Here is a 17,990-nt window from a genome sequence, read left to right as displayed (position 1 = left end):
TGTTGCGTACGTACTTTTACGTGTGTAGTGTAACCGCCCAATTTTTTTAACGTCGGTTGATTTCTTGCACTGTTTTGGTGCGCAAGTCGCTGATTAAGATGCATTTCTATGCAAGAGGGCGCTTATGAGAGAAGGTCTGTATCACCCCGACGAATTCAAGGATAACTGCGGTTTTGGGTTGATTGCCCACATGAAAGGCGAGGTTAGCCACAAGCTGTTGCAAACAGCTATAGAATCACTCACCTGCATGACCCACCGAGGTGGCATCGCGGCAGATGGCAAGACCGGTGATGGTTGCGGTCTACTTATCCAAAGCCCTATTGCGTTCCTAAAAAAAGCGGCCAAATCCGCGTTCGGTAAGGAGCCAGAGAGCTTGTTTGCCGTGGGTCAGGTGTTCCTGAACCCGGATTCGGCTAAAGCTGCCAAAGGCCGGGCGGCAGTTGAAAAGCGGTTGGTAGAACAGGGGCTTGAAGTTATGGGCTGGCGTGAAGTGCCAGTTGACGATAGTTGCCTTGGACCAATGGCTTTGGATTGCATGCCTCGTATCGAGCAGGTGTTTTTAACGCCGGCCGGTAAGTCTGAGCAAGAGTTTGCTATCAGCCTATTTATTGGGCGTCGCCATGCCGAGCGGGATATGGCGGACGATTCAGAGTTCTATATCTGCAGCCTTTCCCATCGCACACTCGCGTACAAAGGCCTCATGATGCCAGCGGATCTGGCTAACTTTTATCAGGATTTGGGCGATCCTGATTTTGCTACCGCGATTTGCGTGTTTCATCAGCGATTCTCCACCAACACCATGCCTCGCTGGCCTCTTGCTCAACCATTTCGCTATCTGGCTCATAACGGCGAAATCAATACCATTGATGGCAATCGCAATTGGGCCATTGCTCGAGCCGCAAAATTTAGCTCCCCAAACTTGCCGGATTTGCAAACTCTGCAGCCGCTCGTGAATCTGGCCGGATCTGACTCATCAAGCATGGACAATATGCTTGAAATCCTTCTGGCAGGTGGCGTGGATCTATTCCGTGCGACGCGCATGATGATTCCGCCAGCTTGGCAAAACGTCGACACAATGGATTCTGAGCTCCGGGCGTTTTACGAATACAACTCCATGCATATGGAACCCTGGGATGGTCCAGCTGGCCTCGTTATGTCGGATGGCCGTTACGCTGTCTGCATGCTTGATCGCAACGGCTTGCGGCCAGCGCGTTGGGTGATTACCAAGGATGATTTCATCACCTTGGCGTCGGAGATTGGTACCTACGGTTACCAGCCAGCGGATGTGGTCGCTAAAGGCCGCGTGGGTCCCGGGCAAATGCTCGCTATTGATACAGAAACGGGTGAGGTGTTGCACACCCGTGATATTGATCAACGTCTCAAGACTGCAAAGCCTTATCGGCAGTGGCTGCGTGAAAATGCGCTGAGAGTGGAAACCACCTTCAATCAAGAGACGCCTGAATTCCGGCTGATGGATGCCGATGAACTGCTGGTACACCAGAAGATGTTTATGGTGTCCTATGAGGAGCGCGACCAGATCCTGCGCCCTCTTGCTGAAAATGCTCAGGAAGCGGTTGGGTCCATGGGCGACGACACGCCAATGGCCGTCTTATCGAGCAAGGTTCGCCATGTGGCTGATTATTTCCGGCAAAAGTTTGCTCAGGTAACCAACCCGCCAATTGACCCGCTGCGCGAAGCCATAGTGATGTCGCTGGAAACCTGCTTGGGTGCGGAGCGGAATGTATTTGATGAAACCGCCGAGCATGCTGATCGGATTATTCTGACAACGCCCGTACTGTCGCCCGCAAAGTTTCTCCGGTTAGAGGGCACCAAGCGACCGGGATTTGCCGAGGTGATCATCTCCTTAGGCTATTCGCCAGAGTTCGGGCTTGAACAAGCTATTCGGCGAGTGTGTGAGGAGGCAGCCCAAGCCGTCCGTGACGGCAAGGTTTTACTGATTCTTTCGGACAAGAACCTACAGCAGGGTGAGCTGCCTGTTAGCTCGCTAATGGCAACTGGGGCGGTTCATCATCATCTGGTGACTCAGGGTTTGCGTTGCGACTCCAACATTATTGTGGAAACCGGTTGGGCCCGTGACCCTCACCACTTTGCTGTGCTGTTTGGCTTTGGCGCAACGGCGGTTTATCCGTATCTGGCGTATCAGGTGATGAACGATCTGATCCGAACCGGCGAACTGCTGATGGATCCAATCGAAGCGAAGAACAACTATCGTAAGGGCATAAACAAAGGCCTGTTAAAGATCATGTCCAAGATGGGCATTTCTACCATCGCTTCATATCGAGGAGCCCAGCTTTTCGAAGCCATAGGTATGGCTGATGAAGTTGTCGACCTCTGCTTTAAAGGCGTGCCAAATCGAGTTCAAGGCGCGGGCTTTATTGATTTTCAGCAGGATCAAGAACAACTTGCGGCTACGGCGTGGAAGCCGCGTAAGCCCATTACCCCGGGTGGCCTCCTGAAGTACATCCATGGTCAGGAATATCACGCGTTTAACCCGGACGTGGTCGGTAAACTGCAGGATGCAGTCAGCACTGGGGATTACGGGCACTACAAAGAATACGCGGCGCTGGTTAATGAACGGCCTGTTGCGACTATCCGGGATTTGCTTGGGTTCCGTGAGGATATTGAAGCTATTGGGCTTTCCGACGTTGAACCGGTTGAGAGTATCTTTCCTCGGTTTGACTCTGCGGCTATGTCTCTAGGCGCTCTATCGCCGGAAGCCCACGAGGCGCTGGCGGTGGCCATGAATACTCTTGGCGGGCGCTCCAATTCTGGTGAGGGTGGTGAGGACCCCGTTCGCTATGGCACGGAAAAACGATCCAAAATTAAACAGGTCGCTTCCGGCCGCTTTGGTGTAACCGCAGAGTACCTGCGTAGCGCCGATGTTATGCAGATTAAGGTGGCACAAGGAGCCAAGCCTGGTGAAGGCGGGCAGTTGCCCGGTGGCAAGGTGAATCAGCTGATCGCGCGTCTGCGCTACTCGGTGCCGGGCGTTACCTTGATATCGCCGCCACCGCACCACGATATCTACTCGATAGAAGATTTGGCGCAGCTGATCTTTGATCTCAAGCAGGTGAATCCGCAGGCGCTGGTTTCGGTCAAACTGGTCTCCGAACCCGGCGTCGGCACCATTGCGGCAGGTGTAGCCAAGGCTTATGCCGATCTGATTACTGTCTCCGGCTACGACGGAGGTACGGCGGCAAGCCCCCTAGCCTCGATACGCTACGCTGGCTCGCCTTGGGAACTGGGATTAACAGAAACCCAGCAAGCGCTGAGAGCGAACGACTTGCGTGGGAAAATCCGTTTGCAAACGGATGGTGGTATTAAAACTGGTTTGGATGTCGTGAAAGCGGCCATTCTTGGTGCTGAAAGTTTCGGGTTCGGAACCACCCCCATGGTGGCGCTGGGTTGCAAGTATCTTCGTATCTGCCACCTGAACAATTGCGCAACCGGCGTTGCAACTCAGAATGAGCATCTCCGTGAGGAACACTTCAAAGGCACGGTAGAAATGGCTATGAACTTCTTCCGTTTTGTGGCGGAAGAAACCCGCGAGTGGATGGCCAAGTTGGGAGTGCGCACGTTAGAAGAATTGGTCGGGCGTGTTGACCTTCTTGTGCGTCTGCCGGGCGACACCGAGCGGCAGAAAAAGTTGGATCTAACACGGCTAGTGTCCAACGACCATATTCCCGAGGAAAAACCCCAAACGTGTCAAGTTGAGCGCAACCTGCCTTTCGACCAAGGCTTACTGGCGGAAGAAATGCTTAAGGCCATAGCGCCTGCGATTGAAGACAAAACCGGAGGCGCGTGGAGTTACCGCGTCACCAACTGTGATCGCTCAATTGGTGCCCGTATTTCAGGTGAAATTGCAGCGAAGCATGGAAACCAAGGCATGGCCGATGCACCCATAACGCTGGATCTCGTGGGTACTGCTGGTCAGAGCTTTGGTGTCTGGAACGTTGGCGGGCTTAACCTCATTCTTGAAGGTGACGCCAACGACTATGTTGGCAAAGGCATGACCGGCGGCAAGCTGGTGGTTAAACCGCCCCGTGGTAGTGCTTTCGAATCCCAGAACACAGCCATTGTTGGTAACACCTGCTTGTACGGAGCTACGGGCGGTAAGCTGTTTGCCGGTGGCACAGCCGGAGAGCGTTTCGCTGTTCGTAACTCTGGCGCCCATGCCGTGGTTGAAGGCGCAGGCGATCACTGCTGTGAATATATGACTGGCGGGCTGGTGACGGTACTAGGCTCTACTGGTGCCAATTTTGGTGCAGGTATGACTGGCGGGTTCGCGTATGTACTCGACATGGACAACACGTTTGTCGATAAATACAACCACGAACTGGTGGAGATACAGCGTATTTCCCGCGAGGACATGGAGGCTTACCGCAACCATCTGCGCAGCGTGATTCGCGAGCATATCTCGGAAACCGGCAGCGCCTGGGCTGAGCACATTCTTGAAGATTTCGACGACTACATCGGCCGCTTTTGGCTGGTGAAACCCAAAGCTGCGAATTTGCGCAGCCTTCTGGCAAGTACCCGTGCGCGTCCTGAGTAAGGTCAGTGCATTGAGTCTGTTTCCTTGTAAGGGTTTAGGGCTGCTCAGATCAGCAGCCCTTGTCGATATTGAGCTGATGAGAGCGCCAACATGAAAGAACGACTTAACAACGATTTCCAATTTGTGGAAGTAGGGCGGGTAGACCCAAAGAAGGTGCCTGCGAAGAAGCGCAAAAAAGAATTCGGTGAAATCTACCACCCGCTTGCGGCAGATCATGCGGCATCCCAGTCCCATCGCTGTCTGGAGTGCGGCAATCCTTATTGTGAGTGGAAGTGTCCGGTGCACAACTACATCCCGAACTGGCTGAAGTTGGTGTCGGAGGGTAATATCATGAAAGCTGTGGAGTTGTGTCATCAAACCAACTCGCTGCCAGAAGTGTGTGGCCGGGTTTGCCCTCAGGATCGCTTGTGTGAAGGTGCCTGCACCCTGAACGACGGCTTTGGCGCGGTTACTATCGGCTCTGTTGAAAAGTACATTACCGATACGGCCTTCGCTCTGGGGTGGAAACCGGACATGTCTGCGGTTAAGTGGACGGATAAAAAGGTAGCCGTGATAGGTGCGGGCCCTGCAGGTTTGGGTTGTGCCGATGTGCTGGTACGCAACGGTGTGAAGCCGGTGGTGTTTGATATGTATCCAGAGATCGGCGGCTTGCTGACCTTCGGAATCCCGGAATTTAAACTGGAAAAATCTGTGATGGCGCGGCGGCGTCAAGTGTTTGAGGAAATGGGTGTTGAGTTCCGTTTGTCCACAGAAGTGGGTAAGGATGTTCAGATGCAGGACATTCTTGACGAATACGATGCTGTGTTTATGGGCATGGGAACCTACACCTACATGAAGGGTGGCTTTCCGGGCGAGGATTTGCCGGGGGTCTACGATGCCTTGCCGTTCCTCGTATCCAACGTTAACCGTCGACTTGGCTTTGAACAAGATCCGGCGGATTTCATTGATATGAAAGGCAAACGCGTGGTGGTGCTTGGTGGCGGTGATACCGCCATGGACTGCAACCGCACCTCTATCCGCCAGCAGGCAGAAAGCGTGATCTGCGCTTATCGTCGCGATCAGGCCAACATGCCAGGCTCGCGCCGCGAAGTTTCCAACGCCAAGGAAGAAGGCGTTAAGTTTCTATTCAATCGCCAACCCATCGCCATCATTGGCGAGGATCAGGTGGAAGGTGTAAAAGTGGTGTCGACACAGCTTGGTGAGCCCGATGAAAACGGTCGTCGCCGCCCGGAAGTGGTGCCCGGTAGTGAAGAGGTTATCCCGGCAGACGCAGTGCTGGTTGCTTTCGGCTTTCGTCCAAGCCCGGCGGACTGGTTTGATGACTTAACCATCAATACCGACGAGTCGGGCAGGGTAACCGCCCCGGAAAAGGCGGAATACGGCTTCCAAACTAGCAATCCGAAAGTTTTTGCCGGTGGCGACATGGTTCGAGGCTCAGACCTTGTGGTGACCGCAATCTGGGAAGGCCGTCAGGCTGCTGAGGGCATCATGGATTATCTGGATATCTGACAAACGCTTTGATTCGGATCAGAAGGCCAGCTTAGTAAGGGTAAGCTGGCCTTTTTTATTATGGCAAACGGGGTATCATTGCTCTCGTTCCGTTTAGACCACTTGAAAGAGACAATGTTGGGATCCTTATGACCGAGTTGAAGAATGACCGCTTCCTGCGCGCCCTGATGCGCCAGCCTGTTGATCGTACCCCGGTATGGATGATGCGCCAGGCCGGCCGTTATTTGCCCGAGTATCGCGCTACCCGGGAAAAAGCGGGTGACTTCCTCAGCTTGTGCAAGAACACGCCCTTGGCGTGCGAGGTGACTCTCCAGCCGCTTGAGCGTTTCCCGCTGGATGCCGCTATTCTGTTCTCTGATATTCTCACCATTCCCGATGCTTTGGGCTTAGGGTTGTACTTTGAAACCGGCGAAGGCCCCAAGTTCAAACACACCATACGCTCCCAAGCGGATTTGGATGCAATGCCGAAGATCAAGGCAGAAACCGACCTTGATTACGTGATGAATGCTGTTTCCACCATCCGTGGCGCGCTCAATGGCCGCGTTCCCTTGATCGGCTTCTCGGGTAGCCCCTGGACGCTGGCGACCTATATGGTTGAAGGTGGCTCGTCCAAAGATTTCCGCGAAGCCAAAAAACTCATGTACGGCCAGCCGGAGGTAATGCATCAACTTCTGGACCTTCTCGCGGACGCAGTCATCGATTACCTCAACGGCCAGATTAAGGCTGGTGCTCAAGCCGTTCAGATTTTTGATACTTGGGGCGGCATGCTCAGCGGCTGGGCGTACGAGGAGTTCTCTCTGCGTTACATGAAGAAGATTGTCGATAACCTGATTCGCGAAAACGATGGGCGCTATGTGCCGGTAATCCTGTTCACCAAAAACGGTGGCCAGTGGCTTGAGTCCATTGCCGACTCTGGCGCTGATGCCGTTGGCCTCGACTGGACTACGGACATCGGCAATGCCCGTTCCCGTGTGGGTGATCGCGTGGCTCTGCAAGGCAATATGGACCCCACCATGCTCTACGCCCCTAAAGCACGGATTCGCGAAGAAGTAGGCGACATCCTGCGCCGCTACGGCTCCGGGCCAGGTCACATCTTTAACCTTGGCCACGGCATTACGCCGGATGTAGATCCGGAGCACGCCAAGGCGTTCATCGAGGCGGTTGTTGAATTGAGCCCGGAGTACCATCGCTAAACTGAGTTAAGTCGAGGGGGGTAGTGCACTGCCTATGACACGTAGCCTAAGTGCGGTTCTCACCTCAATCAGACCCCTGTTGGGCGGCACAGCCGCCCTCATAGCGGGCAATAATCTGCTTGGCGTTGTTCTGCCGCTTCGAATGGAGGCGGCAGGTTACCCGGTCGCTCTTACAGGTGCGATCATGGCCGCCTACTACTTTGGCCTTGCGCTTGGTGGTTGGCGCGGCAAGCGGGTCATCCTCCGCATTGGACATATCCGCGCCTTCGCCGCTTTCGCAGCACTGGCTGCTACCGTAACTCTCGCCTATACCGCTTTTACCCACCCGGCCGCTTGGGTTGCCCTTCGAGTTGTTAACGGGTTTTGCATTGCCGGTTTAACCGCCACAATAGAAAGCTGGCTCAATACCAAAAGCAGTAACCAAACCCGGGGGCGCATCCTCGGTTTCTACATGCTCACCTACTATCTCGCGATTGTGGTTGGCCAAACCATGGTTAACCTGGCCGACCCAACTGCTCCGGATCTCTTCATGTTGGCCGCAGCCCTAACGGTGGTTTCTCTAATACCCGTCGCAATGATCAGCCTAGGGGAGCCTAACCTCAGCGACAGCCGCGTGCTTAGTGTAAAGGCTCTCTATGCTGCATCGCCTGTCGGCCTAATTGGCGCTGCAGTAGCGGGCCTAATGATCGGATCCTTCTACGCCCTTGGCATCGTCTTCGCGAGCAGAATCGGACTGAGCGTAACGGAAGCCGCTATGTTTATGAGCACCGTAGTGCTTGGCGGGCTTGCCTTCCAACTACCCATGGGTGTACTGGCGGATCGATATGACCGGCGCCTGATAATGTCCATTGCCCTGATAGCTGTGGGAGGGCTATGGCTAATACTGTCCGGATCTGCCGCCGCCGGAATACCGTTTACTGCCTTGCTGGTAATGGCCCTCCTATTTGGCGGTGCCATGAGCAGCATCTATCCGCTTTGCGTTGCCGAAACCTTCGACCGCCTTGAACGGAAATACTACGTCGCCGCATCTGGCCGATTGCTGATGATACACTCCATAGGCGCAACCGTTGGCCCAATGGTAGCCGCTGCGTTGATGGCAGTTTTCGGACCCTACAGCTTCTTTTTATTCGAATCAGCCGTGGCTTTGATCTACGCCATGTACGTACTCATGCGCTTGGGCGTACGACCATCAATCCCCAAAGCCCTGCGGGAAAAATACGTTCCCCTCCCCGATGTAGCCCCCATCGCCACCGGCCTAGACCCGCGCTGCCAAAATGAAAACGGCCGAGACTGCTGACCCACACCCGCCCGCTGCACCTTCAAAAGGACCTTTCTGGATAGAAACCGCAGTTGCGGCTATAGTTCGAACAGATGCCGGATACCACTAAAGGAGCGACCCCTTGCCCGACAAAGCCTCAGAAAAACGGAAATTCCACCGAATAAGCTTTGATGCGCCTTGCGAATTGCATGCGATTGACAGCGTGTGGATAACAGAGGTTTTGGACATTTCCCTGAAAGGCGTTTTGGTTAAACGTCCAGAAGGGTGGGATGTGCCGTTAAACCAACCCTGTGAGGTGGTTATCCATCTTGATGGGGAGCATGTAGGGATTGTTATGGCGGTTGAGTTAAAGCACATCGAATCCCACAGGTTGGGTTTCAAGTGCCAGTACATAGATCTGGAAAGTGCGACACACCTGAAGCGCCTTGTTGAGTTGAATCTGGGGGATCAGGTTCTTCTTGATCGGGAGTTTGCGCACTTAATTGGTTAGTCGGTTTCCGTACGGCGTTGGGGAAAGCACGTTCTATGTTTGAGGACAGCACTGGCAGGCGCAATCCAAAAATGTCGTAGGCCATGGACGGCCGGAGACAAGCCACATGGATGTGCTTGGAGCGTTTTTTGGATTGCGCCTGCCAGTGCTGTCCATGCGCCAAGATATGAGGTTATAACTCCTCCAATGCTGTAATAGCCTCACTAAGCTTAGTTACTGGAGTCACCTTCATCCCCGCTATAGCTTTACGTGGTGCATTGGCTTTGGGTACCAGAGCACGAGTAAACCCATGCTTCGCCGCCTCATTAATACGCTCCTGACCACTAGGCACCGGGCGAATCTCCCCCGATAACCCAACCTCCCCAAAAATCACCAAATCCTGCGGCAACGCCCGATCCCGAAAAGAAGACACAATGGCAGCCAGCAACGCCAAATCCGCGCTGGTCTCATTAACCTTCACGCCACCCACCACATTCACAAACACATCCTGATCCGACACATGCAAGCCACCATGGCGGTGCAGCACGGCCAGAAGCATGGCCAAACGATTCTGATCCAGCCCCACTGCAACACGCCGAGGGTAACCACCCTGAGCCATGTCTACCAACGCCTGAATCTCCACCAGCATCGGCCGTGTGCCTTCCCACACCACCATAACCACACTACCGGGCGCAGCTTCCTCACCACGGTTCAGGAAAATAGCGCTGGGGTTCTTAACCTCCTTCAGACCCTGCTCCAACATAGCGAACACACCAAGCTCGTTCACCGCGCCAAAGCGGTTCTTAATCCCGCGCAAGGTGCGGTAACGGCTGTCACTGGAGCCCTCCAGCAGAATAGAGCAGTCAATCATGTGCTCCAAAACTTTCGGCCCAGCAAGGCTACCATCCTTGGTGACATGGCCTACCAAAAACAGAATTGTGCCCGTCTGTTTGGCAAAGCGAGTCAAAAACGCAGCACTTTCTCGAACCTGAGAAACCGAACCCGGAGCTGATTCAATGTCCGCAACGTGCATCACCTGGATACTGTCCACCACCAAAATTCGTGGTTTCTCCGCCTCAGCCACCTGCATAACACGCTCGACACTGGTCTCTGAAAGCATTTTCAAGTCTTTGGTGGGCAAGCCAAGCCGCTTCGCGCGCATGGCCACTTGCTGCAGAGATTCTTCGCCTGTTACATAAAGCGCTGGCATGCTAGCAGCCAAGTGACACACAGCTTGAAGCAGCAGCGTACTCTTGCCTGCGCCGGGGTGTCCGCCCATAAGCACAGCAGAACCTTCCACAAGCCCGCCACCTAGAACCCGGTCGAATTCCTGCATGCCGGTACTTATGCGCTCCTGCTCGGCGAGGCTTACCTCATCCAAGCTTTGAACAGCGGAAAGGCTGCCCGCGAAGCCTTCAAAACGCACACCGCGAGCGCCCTTGGCATTGCTGCTAACGCCACGAACTTCGCTGACAGTGTTCCAGGTTTGGCAAGCCGTGCACTGGCCCTGCCATTTGGAGTAGTCTGCGCCGCACTCGGTACAGACGTAGGCGGTTTTGGCTTTTGCCATGAAGATAGTCCTGATGGTTTTGCGGAGCGTTTAACCTTTCACCCTCTCCCCCGGCCTCTCTCCCGTGAAGGGAGAGGGGAGCTACACACCTGAAGCCTGAGATCTCTGCACAAATCTCACAGGCAGTGCAGTAAAGCCCCTTTCCCCCGAGGGAGAGGGGTTGGGGAGCTACCCACCCAAAGCCTGCAAGGCCCTACACAAATCTCGCAGGTCCAGCCACCAGCTTACAGGCAGTGCAGTAAAGCCCCTCGCCCCTTGAGGGAGAGGGGTTGGGGAGAGGGGGTGTTGCCATTAAGCCAACTTCTTATACTTCATGCGCTGGGGCACCATGGCGGAATCCCCTTTGCGCTTCTTGTGGTCTTCGTCGTACTCGGCGAAATTACCCTCGAAGTACACCACCTCGCCATCATCCTCAAACGCCAGGATGTGCGTGGCTACTCGGTCAAGGAACCAGCGGTCGTGCGAGATAACCATAGCGGAGCCCGGGAAATTCAGCAGAGCTTCCTCCAGCGCGCGCAGAGTCTCTACGTCCAAGTCGTTGGTAGGTTCGTCCAACAGCAGCACGTTGCCGCCTTCTTTCAATAGCTTCGCTAAGTGCAGACGATTACGCTCACCACCAGACAAATCGCCTACGCGCTTCTGCTGGTCTGAGCCTTTAAAGTTGAAGCGGCCGGCATAGGCCCTTGAAGGCGTTTCGTAGTTGCCGACCTTAATGATGTCCTGTCCTTCACTTAGCAGTTCCCACACAGTTTTCGAACCGTCCAGATCTCTGCTTTGATCCACATAGGCAAGTTGAACGGTTTCACCCACGGTGATGGTGCCGGAGTTGGGCTGGTCATGACCGGCTATCATGCGGAACAGGGTGGATTTACCGGCGCCGTTACCACCGATAATGCCGACAATTGCTCCTGGTGGCACAGTGAAGGAAACATCTTCGTAAAGCAGGCGATCATCAAAAGCCTTGCTTATGCCTTCCACTTCGATGACCTTGTCACCTAAGCGAGGCCCGGGTGGTATGTATATCTCATTGGTTTCATTGCGCTTCTGGAAATCCTGAGAGCTCATTTCTTCAAAGCGGGCAAGGCGGGCTTTGCTCTTTGACTGACGGCCTTTGGCGTTGCTGCGTACCCATTCCAGTTCCTGCTTGATGGCCTTCTGGCGCGAGGCTTCCTGTTTTGCTTCAGTGCTCAGGCGCTGTTCCTTATTCTCCAGCCACTGGCTGTAGTTACCTTCAAACGGGATGCCCTGACCACGGTCCAGTTCCAGAATCCAGCCAGCTACGTTGTCGAGGAAGTAACGGTCGTGTGTGATGGCAACCACAGTGCCTTCGTAATCGTGCAGGAAGCGCTCCAGCCAGGCTACGGACTCTGCGTCCAGATGGTTGGTCGGCTCGTCCAGCAAAAGCATGTCCGGGCCGGAGAGGAGCAGGCGGCAGAGAGCCACGCGACGACGCTCACCACCGGAGAGATTTTTTACCGGCTGATCCCAAGCGGGTAGGCGCAGGGCATCAGCAGCTACTTCCATTTTGCGTTCTATATCGTGGCCGTCGGTGGCCTGAATCAACGCTTCCAGCTCGCCTTGCTTTTTGGCTAGCGCATCAAAATCTGCATCCGGTTCAGCGTAGGCAGCATAAACCTTGTCCAGTTCTGCCAGTGCATCATGAACTTCAGAAACTGCCTCATCGACAATCTCTTTAACCGTTTTGCTGTCGTCCAGTTCCGGCTCCTGAGGCAGGTAGCCCACTTTGATGCCGGGCTGGGGGCGGGCCTCACCGATGTAATCCTGATCCACACCCGCCATAATGCGTAAAAGGGTGGACTTACCGGAACCGTTGAGACCGAGTACGCCAATTTTGGCGCCAGGGAAGAAGCTCAGGGAAATATCCTTGAGGATTTCACGCTTGGGCGGAACCACCTTGCCCACGCGGTTCATGCTATATACGTATTGGGCCATAAAGGCATTACCCTCTTAAAAACGAGATGTGAGAAGGTTCCGCAAGGGCTTTTTGCTATCGCCTTGCGCAACCTTGCAATTAGGACTGACAGTTGGGTCTGTAAGGTATCGAAACAAGGGAGCTATAGCAATTTCGGGGAAACAGGCGATATCGGCATGACGGTATCTGCGAACAGTATAAAGGATGATTTCCAACCCAGTAATGGGCTAGAATGGCGGCCCAAATTTTAAGGGATTCCGGAGTCATTCCCAAGACTCTCCGGACCAGTCAAGCACACAGGGGCAGCACACCGATGTTTAATCGTGATATGAAGATCGCCGGTTTCGACGACGAACTCTGGAACGCCATGCGGGCGGAAAGCAAGCGTCAGGAGGCTCATATTGAGCTGATTGCATCAGAGAACTACACCAGCCCGAGAGTAATGGAAGCTCAAGGCAGTGACCTTACTAACAAGTACGCTGAGGGTTACCCCGGCAAGCGTTACTATGGTGGTTGTGAATTTGTCGATATTGCCGAGCAGTTGGCTATTGATCGCGCCAAGGAGCTGTTTGGTGCCGCCTACGCCAACGTACAGCCGCACTCCGGTTCGCAGGCCAACTCAGCAGTCTTTATGGCGCTGGTTAATCCGGGCGATACGGTTTTAGGCATGAGTTTGGCCCACGGTGGCCACCTAACCCACGGTGCTGGCGTGAATTTTTCCGGCAAGATCTACAATGCCGTGCAATATGGTATCGATACGGATACCGGCCTGATCGACTACGATGAGCTAGAAGCGCTGGCGGTTGAGCACAAGCCGAAGATGATCATTGCCGGTTTCTCCGCCTATTCTCAGGAATTGGATTTTGCCCGTTTTCGCGCCATTGCCGACAAGGTTGACGCCTACCTGTTTGTCGATATGGCCCACGTAGCTGGTCTGGTAGCCGCGGGCGTTTATCCCGACCCCATGCCTCACGCACATGTGGTCACCACAACAACTCATAAAACCCTGCGCGGACCCCGTGGCGGCCTGATTCTGGCGTGCGACGATGAAGCTCTGCATAAGAAGCTGAATTCCGCTGTTTTCCCGGGTGGTCAAGGCGGCCCCTTGATGCATGTGATTGCTGCCAAAGCAATCTGCTTCAAAGAGGCTATGAGCGACGAGTTCAAGACCTATCAGCAGCAGGTGGTCAAGAACGCTTCCGCTATGGCGAACGTATTTGTTGACCGCGGCTACGATGTGGTTTCCGGTGGCACCAAAAACCATCTGTTCTTGGTCAGTCTCATCAAACAGGACATCACAGGTAAAGATGCAGACGCGGCACTGGGTCGTGCGCACATTACCGTGAACAAGAACGCTGTGCCTAACGACCCGCGCTCGCCGTTTGTGACCTCTGGCCTGCGCCTTGGTACGCCAGCGATTACAACTCGTGGCTTTGGTGAAGCCGAATGTCGTGAGCTGGCAGGTTGGATCTGCGATATCCTTGATAATCTGGAAGACGAAACCGTGAATAGCCGTGTCCGTGAGCAGGTTGAAGCCCTGTGCGCGCGCTTCCCGGTATACGCATAAGCGTCTGGTAATGCTTGCCGGGCAAGGTGCGCGATAGCCGCACCACCCGGCGCCCTCCCGGAGTACCTGATATGCACTGTCCTTTCTGTGGTGAAGCGGATACTAAAGTTATTGACTCGCGGCTCGTTACCGAGGGCGATCAGGTGCGCCGCCGCAGAGAGTGCCTTTCCTGCCGCGAACGCTTTACCACGTTTGAGTCCGCAGAACTGATAATGCCAAGGGTCGTCAAGCAAGACGGCGTTCGGCAGCCTTTTGACGAAGACAAGTTGCGTTCCGGTATTATGAAGGCGCTGGAAAAGCGCCCGGTTAGTATTGAGCAAATTGATGCTGCACTGAATCGTATACGCTACCGCCTACGGGCAACGGGCGAGCGTGAGGTGAAATCCATGCAGCTGGGCGAAGAGGTAATGACCGAGCTTCGGCAGCTCGATAAGGTAGCCTATGTGCGCTTTGCCTCTGTTTACCGCAGCTTTCAAGACATCAATGAATTCAAGGAAGAAATTGAGCGGCTCTCAGCCAGCAACGGCGAGGCGGCGGTTGATGTTGCAAAGGCATTGGCGGACAAGCAATCTCCTGAAGGAAAGAAATGACCGAACTCCGGGAACGGTCCATGATGGCCAGAGCCGTGCAGCTTGCATGGCGTGGCCGCTATTCAACGCATCCCAATCCACGAGTTGGCTGCGTGATAGCCCGTGGTGACAAAATTTTGGGTGAAGGCTGGCACGAGCGAGCCGGGGAAGCGCATGCAGAAGCCCGCGCCTTAAGCGAGGCCGGCACTGCTGCCCGTGGCGCCACTGCTTATGTCACGCTTGAACCATGCAGTCATTTTGGTCGTACGCCGCCCTGCGCACGGGCCTTGATTGATGCGGGCATATCGCGTGTTTTTGCAGCCACACAGGATCCCAACCCATCGGTTTCGGGCAGGGGGCTTGATATGCTCCGTGAAGCCGGGATCAGAGTTAATGTTGGACTGCTTGCAGATGAAGCGGCACGCCTGAACCCCGGGTTTATGAAGCGCATGAATACCGGCCGTCCATGGGTGCGCTTGAAAATGGCGGCAAGCTTGGATGGCCGCACGGCCATGGCCTCCGGCGAGAGCCAATGGATTACCGGTGAAGAAGCTCGCCGTGACGTACAGCGGCTCCGTGCGGTGAGCGACGCAATTCTTACCGGTGTAGGTACTGTGCTCGCGGACGATCCCTCATTAACCGTCCGCCGTGAGGAACTTGGGGATATTGGCGACGCCACCGAGCCTTCGCGGCAACCGCTTCGCGTGATCGCCGATAGAGATGCGAGAACGCCACCGTCGGCAACCATTTTGCGAGGCGGTAAGGTGCAGGTTTTTTGCGCATCGTCCACGCTAGCAACAGCGCCAGCGCAAGATCTTGCGGCATTGGGAATTCGCCTCAAGGGTGTTTCATGGAAAGATAATGGTATCGACGTTGCCGAGCTTTTGGATTCGCTGGGCGAGTTGGGCATTAATGAGCTTCTGGTTGAGGCTGGACCAACGCTGGCGGGCACGTTCATAAACGAGCAGTTAGTAGACGAACTCTGGCTTTATCAGGCTCCGGTGTTTCTGGGCAGCAACGGTCGGCCGACAGCGCATCTTCCGCTTGAAACCATGGCCGACAAAATCGAATGGACGGTACAGGACCGGCGACAGGTAGGAGAGGACCAGCGTCTGATCCTGATTCGCCGCTAAGCATTTAAATTCACAGTGCGCACTGTAGCTGCTTTTGTGGAGCGGTAATGGGTGCATTGAAAGGGTGCAAAACAGTATGGCACTGAACAGCGTTGAAGAAATCATTGAGGACATCCGCCAGGGCAAGATGGTTATCCTGATGGATGATGAAGATCGTGAAAATGAAGGTGATCTGGTAATGGCGGCCGAACACTGCACCGCCGAGGACATCAACTTCATGGCCCGCTTCGGCCGTGGTCTTATTTGTATGCCTATGACACGCGATCGCTGCGAGCAGCTGGGGCTGCCCCTGATGGTCCAGCAGAACGCTTCGGGCTTCGGTACCAAGTTTACTCTGTCCATTGAAGCGGCAACGGGCGTAACCACGGGGATTTCGGCTGCCGATCGTGCGCGTACCGTGCAGGCAGCCGTTGCCCGCAACGCAAAAGCGTCGGATTTAGTACAGCCGGGACATATCTTCCCATTAATGTCTGACCCCGGCGGTGTGCTCAGTCGCGCGGGCCATACGGAAGCCTCCTGTGATCTGGCTGCTCTCGCGGGTAGTGAGCCGGCGGGTGTTATTTGTGAAATTATGAATGACGATGGATCTATGGCCCGCCGTGAGGATCTTGAGCGTTTTGCTGAAGAGCACGAGCTCAAAATCGGCACCATTGCGGACTTGATCCACTACCGCACCACCCACGAACGCACCGTTGAATGTGTTGAAGAGAACCAGCTCGATACGGAATACGGCGTGTTCAAGCTGCGCACTTACCGGGATATCATTCAGGGTTCCACGCATCTTGCCATGGTTTATGGTGAAATTCCGGCAGATGAGCCAGTGCACGTGCGTGTTCATATTACTGATACCCTCCGAGACTTACTTGGCGCGCGCCGCAAGGATTCTCGAAGCTGGCCACTGCACCATGCGCTTGAAAAGGTGGCCGCTGAAGGCTGTGGCGTTGTCGTTCTGCTTAACAGCGCGGAGGACAGCTACAATCTGGAAGACCGTATTCAGGAGTTTTTCGACCAAGGACACGGGCCCTCTGGCAAGGGCAGCTCCGGTGTGTACTTCACCGTGGGCACCGGTTCCCAAATCCTGCGGGATATAGGTGTAAGCAAGATGCGTCTGCTTAGCCCGCCCGTAAAATACTCAGCCATTTCCGGGTTCGATCTGGAAGTTGTTGAGTACATTCCCTACACCCCGGACTGATAAACCCGGTTGCAACATTACGGTTGCAGCCCGATAAGGAGCCACCGATGGCCGACATCAAAGTAATTGAAGGTGATTTTACCCAGTGCACCGGGCGCTATGCGCTGGTGGTTGGTCGTTTTAACGGTTTCGTTGTAGAAAGTCTGGTGGAGGGTGCTATAGACACGCTGCGCCGCCACGGAATTGCAGACAGTGATATAACCATCGTCCGTGTGCCTGGTGCCTATGAGATGCCTCTGGCTGTGAAGCGCGTTGCCGAAACCGGTGGGTACAGTGCCATTATTGCTCTGGGGGCCGTGATTCGCGGTGGCACCCCGCATTTTGAGTATGTAGCGGGAGAGGCCTCTAGTGGCATCGGCGCAGTAAGTCTGGAAACAGACGTGCCGGTAACCTTTGGTGTACTGACTGTGGATTCTATCGAGCAAGCCATTGAGCGCTCTGGCACCAAAGCCGGTAACAAAGGCGCCGAGGCGGCAATTACAGCGCTTGAAATGGTTAGCCTGTTCAACAAACTGGGTGAGTAATGAACGACACTGAAGATACGACACCCCGCCCGGCGCCGACAGGCCAGCCAAAAGCTGGCGATCGCCGCCGTGCCCGGGTTCTGGCAATGCAGGGGCTTTACCAGCGCCACTTTACCAAGAGCCCGATTTCGGATATTGAAGCCGAGTTCATGGTCGATAATGACATGACCAAAGTGGATTCTCTGTATTTTCGCGATGTTCTGCGCGGTGTTCATCGTGAACAGGCGGAGCTGGACAAGCTGATCGAGCCATTTCTTGATCGCCCGCTACTTGAAGTAGACCCTGTGGAGTTGGCCATTGTTCGCGTGGGTGCCTATGAACTGCGCCACAGAATGGATGTGCCCTACAAGGTAGTTATCAATGAAGGCATAGAGCTGGCGAAGCGGTTTGGCGGCACAGAAGGACATAAGTTTGTTAACAGTGTGCTGGATAAGTTGGGCCGCCGCTTGCGCCTTGCCGAGACGCGTCCGCGCTGACCG

The 17,990-nt window shown here is 54.8% G+C and carries 13 protein-coding genes; 11 read left to right on the top strand and 2 right to left on the bottom strand.

The features are described from left to right. Positions 1–124 precede the first annotated feature (124 nt). From gltB to MWU62_RS14235, 5 genes are all read left to right on the top strand, one after another. Positions 125–4,573: a glutamate synthase large subunit gene (gene gltB / locus MWU62_RS14255; RefSeq protein WP_247115535.1), complete on the top strand. Its 4,449-nt coding sequence runs from the start codon at positions 125–127 to the stop codon at positions 4,571–4,573. A 90-nt stretch (positions 4,574–4,663) separates the two neighbouring features. Continuing rightward, positions 4,664–6,082: an FAD-dependent oxidoreductase gene (locus MWU62_RS14250; protein ID WP_247115534.1), complete on the top strand. Its 1,419-nt coding sequence runs from the start codon at positions 4,664–4,666 to the stop codon at positions 6,080–6,082. Between the two features lie 128 nt (positions 6,083–6,210). Further along, a complete protein-coding gene (gene hemE, locus MWU62_RS14245; RefSeq protein ID WP_247115533.1) occupies positions 6,211–7,275 on the top strand; it encodes a uroporphyrinogen decarboxylase in 1,065 nt (354 codons plus the stop codon). Positions 7,276–7,309: 34 nt separating this feature from the next. Next, complete coding sequence (locus tag MWU62_RS14240; protein WP_247115532.1) at positions 7,310–8,572, top strand: MFS transporter; 1,263 nt, start codon at positions 7,310–7,312, stop codon at positions 8,570–8,572. Between the two features lie 103 nt (positions 8,573–8,675). Further along, positions 8,676–9,044, top strand: a complete 369-nt coding sequence (locus MWU62_RS14235; RefSeq protein WP_247115531.1) for a PilZ domain-containing protein — start codon at positions 8,676–8,678, stop codon at positions 9,042–9,044. A gap of 172 nt (positions 9,045–9,216) precedes the next feature. On the opposite strand, the gene radA is transcribed toward MWU62_RS14235, so the two are convergent. Both radA and ettA read right to left on the bottom strand, forming a co-directional pair. Further along, a complete protein-coding gene (gene radA / locus MWU62_RS14230; RefSeq protein WP_247115530.1) occupies positions 9,217–10,593 on the bottom strand; it encodes a DNA repair protein RadA in 1,377 nt (458 codons plus the stop codon). Between the two features lie 291 nt (positions 10,594–10,884). Beyond that, on the bottom strand, positions 10,885–12,546 hold the full coding sequence (ettA, locus tag MWU62_RS14225; protein WP_247115529.1) for an energy-dependent translational throttle protein EttA: 1,662 nt from the start codon (positions 12,544–12,546) through the stop codon (positions 10,885–10,887). Between the two features lie 293 nt (positions 12,547–12,839). Between ettA and glyA the strand changes: the two genes are divergently transcribed. From glyA to nusB, 6 genes are all read left to right on the top strand, one after another. Further along, positions 12,840–14,093, top strand: a complete 1,254-nt coding sequence (glyA, locus tag MWU62_RS14220) for a serine hydroxymethyltransferase (protein ID WP_247115528.1) — start codon at positions 12,840–12,842, stop codon at positions 14,091–14,093. A gap of 71 nt (positions 14,094–14,164) precedes the next feature. Next, positions 14,165–14,683, top strand: a complete 519-nt coding sequence (gene nrdR / locus MWU62_RS14215) for a transcriptional regulator NrdR (protein WP_200366755.1) — start codon at positions 14,165–14,167, stop codon at positions 14,681–14,683. After that, complete coding sequence (ribD, locus tag MWU62_RS14210) at positions 14,680–15,795, top strand: bifunctional diaminohydroxyphosphoribosylaminopyrimidine deaminase/5-amino-6-(5-phosphoribosylamino)uracil reductase RibD (protein ID WP_247115527.1); 1,116 nt, start codon at positions 14,680–14,682, stop codon at positions 15,793–15,795. Before nrdR ends, ribD begins: the two co-directional genes overlap by 4 nt. A gap of 76 nt (positions 15,796–15,871) precedes the next feature. Next, positions 15,872–16,987, top strand: coding sequence for a bifunctional 3,4-dihydroxy-2-butanone-4-phosphate synthase/GTP cyclohydrolase II (ribBA, locus tag MWU62_RS14205; RefSeq protein WP_247115526.1), 1,116 nt, complete (start codon positions 15,872–15,874; stop codon positions 16,985–16,987). A 47-nt stretch (positions 16,988–17,034) separates the two neighbouring features. Further along, on the top strand, positions 17,035–17,511 hold the full coding sequence (ribE, locus tag MWU62_RS14200; RefSeq protein WP_247115525.1) for a 6,7-dimethyl-8-ribityllumazine synthase: 477 nt from the start codon (positions 17,035–17,037) through the stop codon (positions 17,509–17,511). Further along, a complete protein-coding gene (gene nusB / locus MWU62_RS14195) occupies positions 17,511–17,987 on the top strand; it encodes a transcription antitermination factor NusB (protein ID WP_247115524.1) in 477 nt (158 codons plus the stop codon). Before ribE ends, nusB begins: the two co-directional genes overlap by 1 nt. Positions 17,988–17,990: the final 3 nt, after the last annotated feature.

The organism is Marinobacter sp. S6332, from assembly GCF_023016045.1.
In the GTDB taxonomy this organism is placed as follows: Bacteria; Pseudomonadota; Gammaproteobacteria; order Pseudomonadales; family Oleiphilaceae; genus Marinobacter.
The sequence above is the reverse complement of the archived record's forward strand: the minus strand, read 5'-3'. Positions and strand labels throughout refer to the sequence as shown.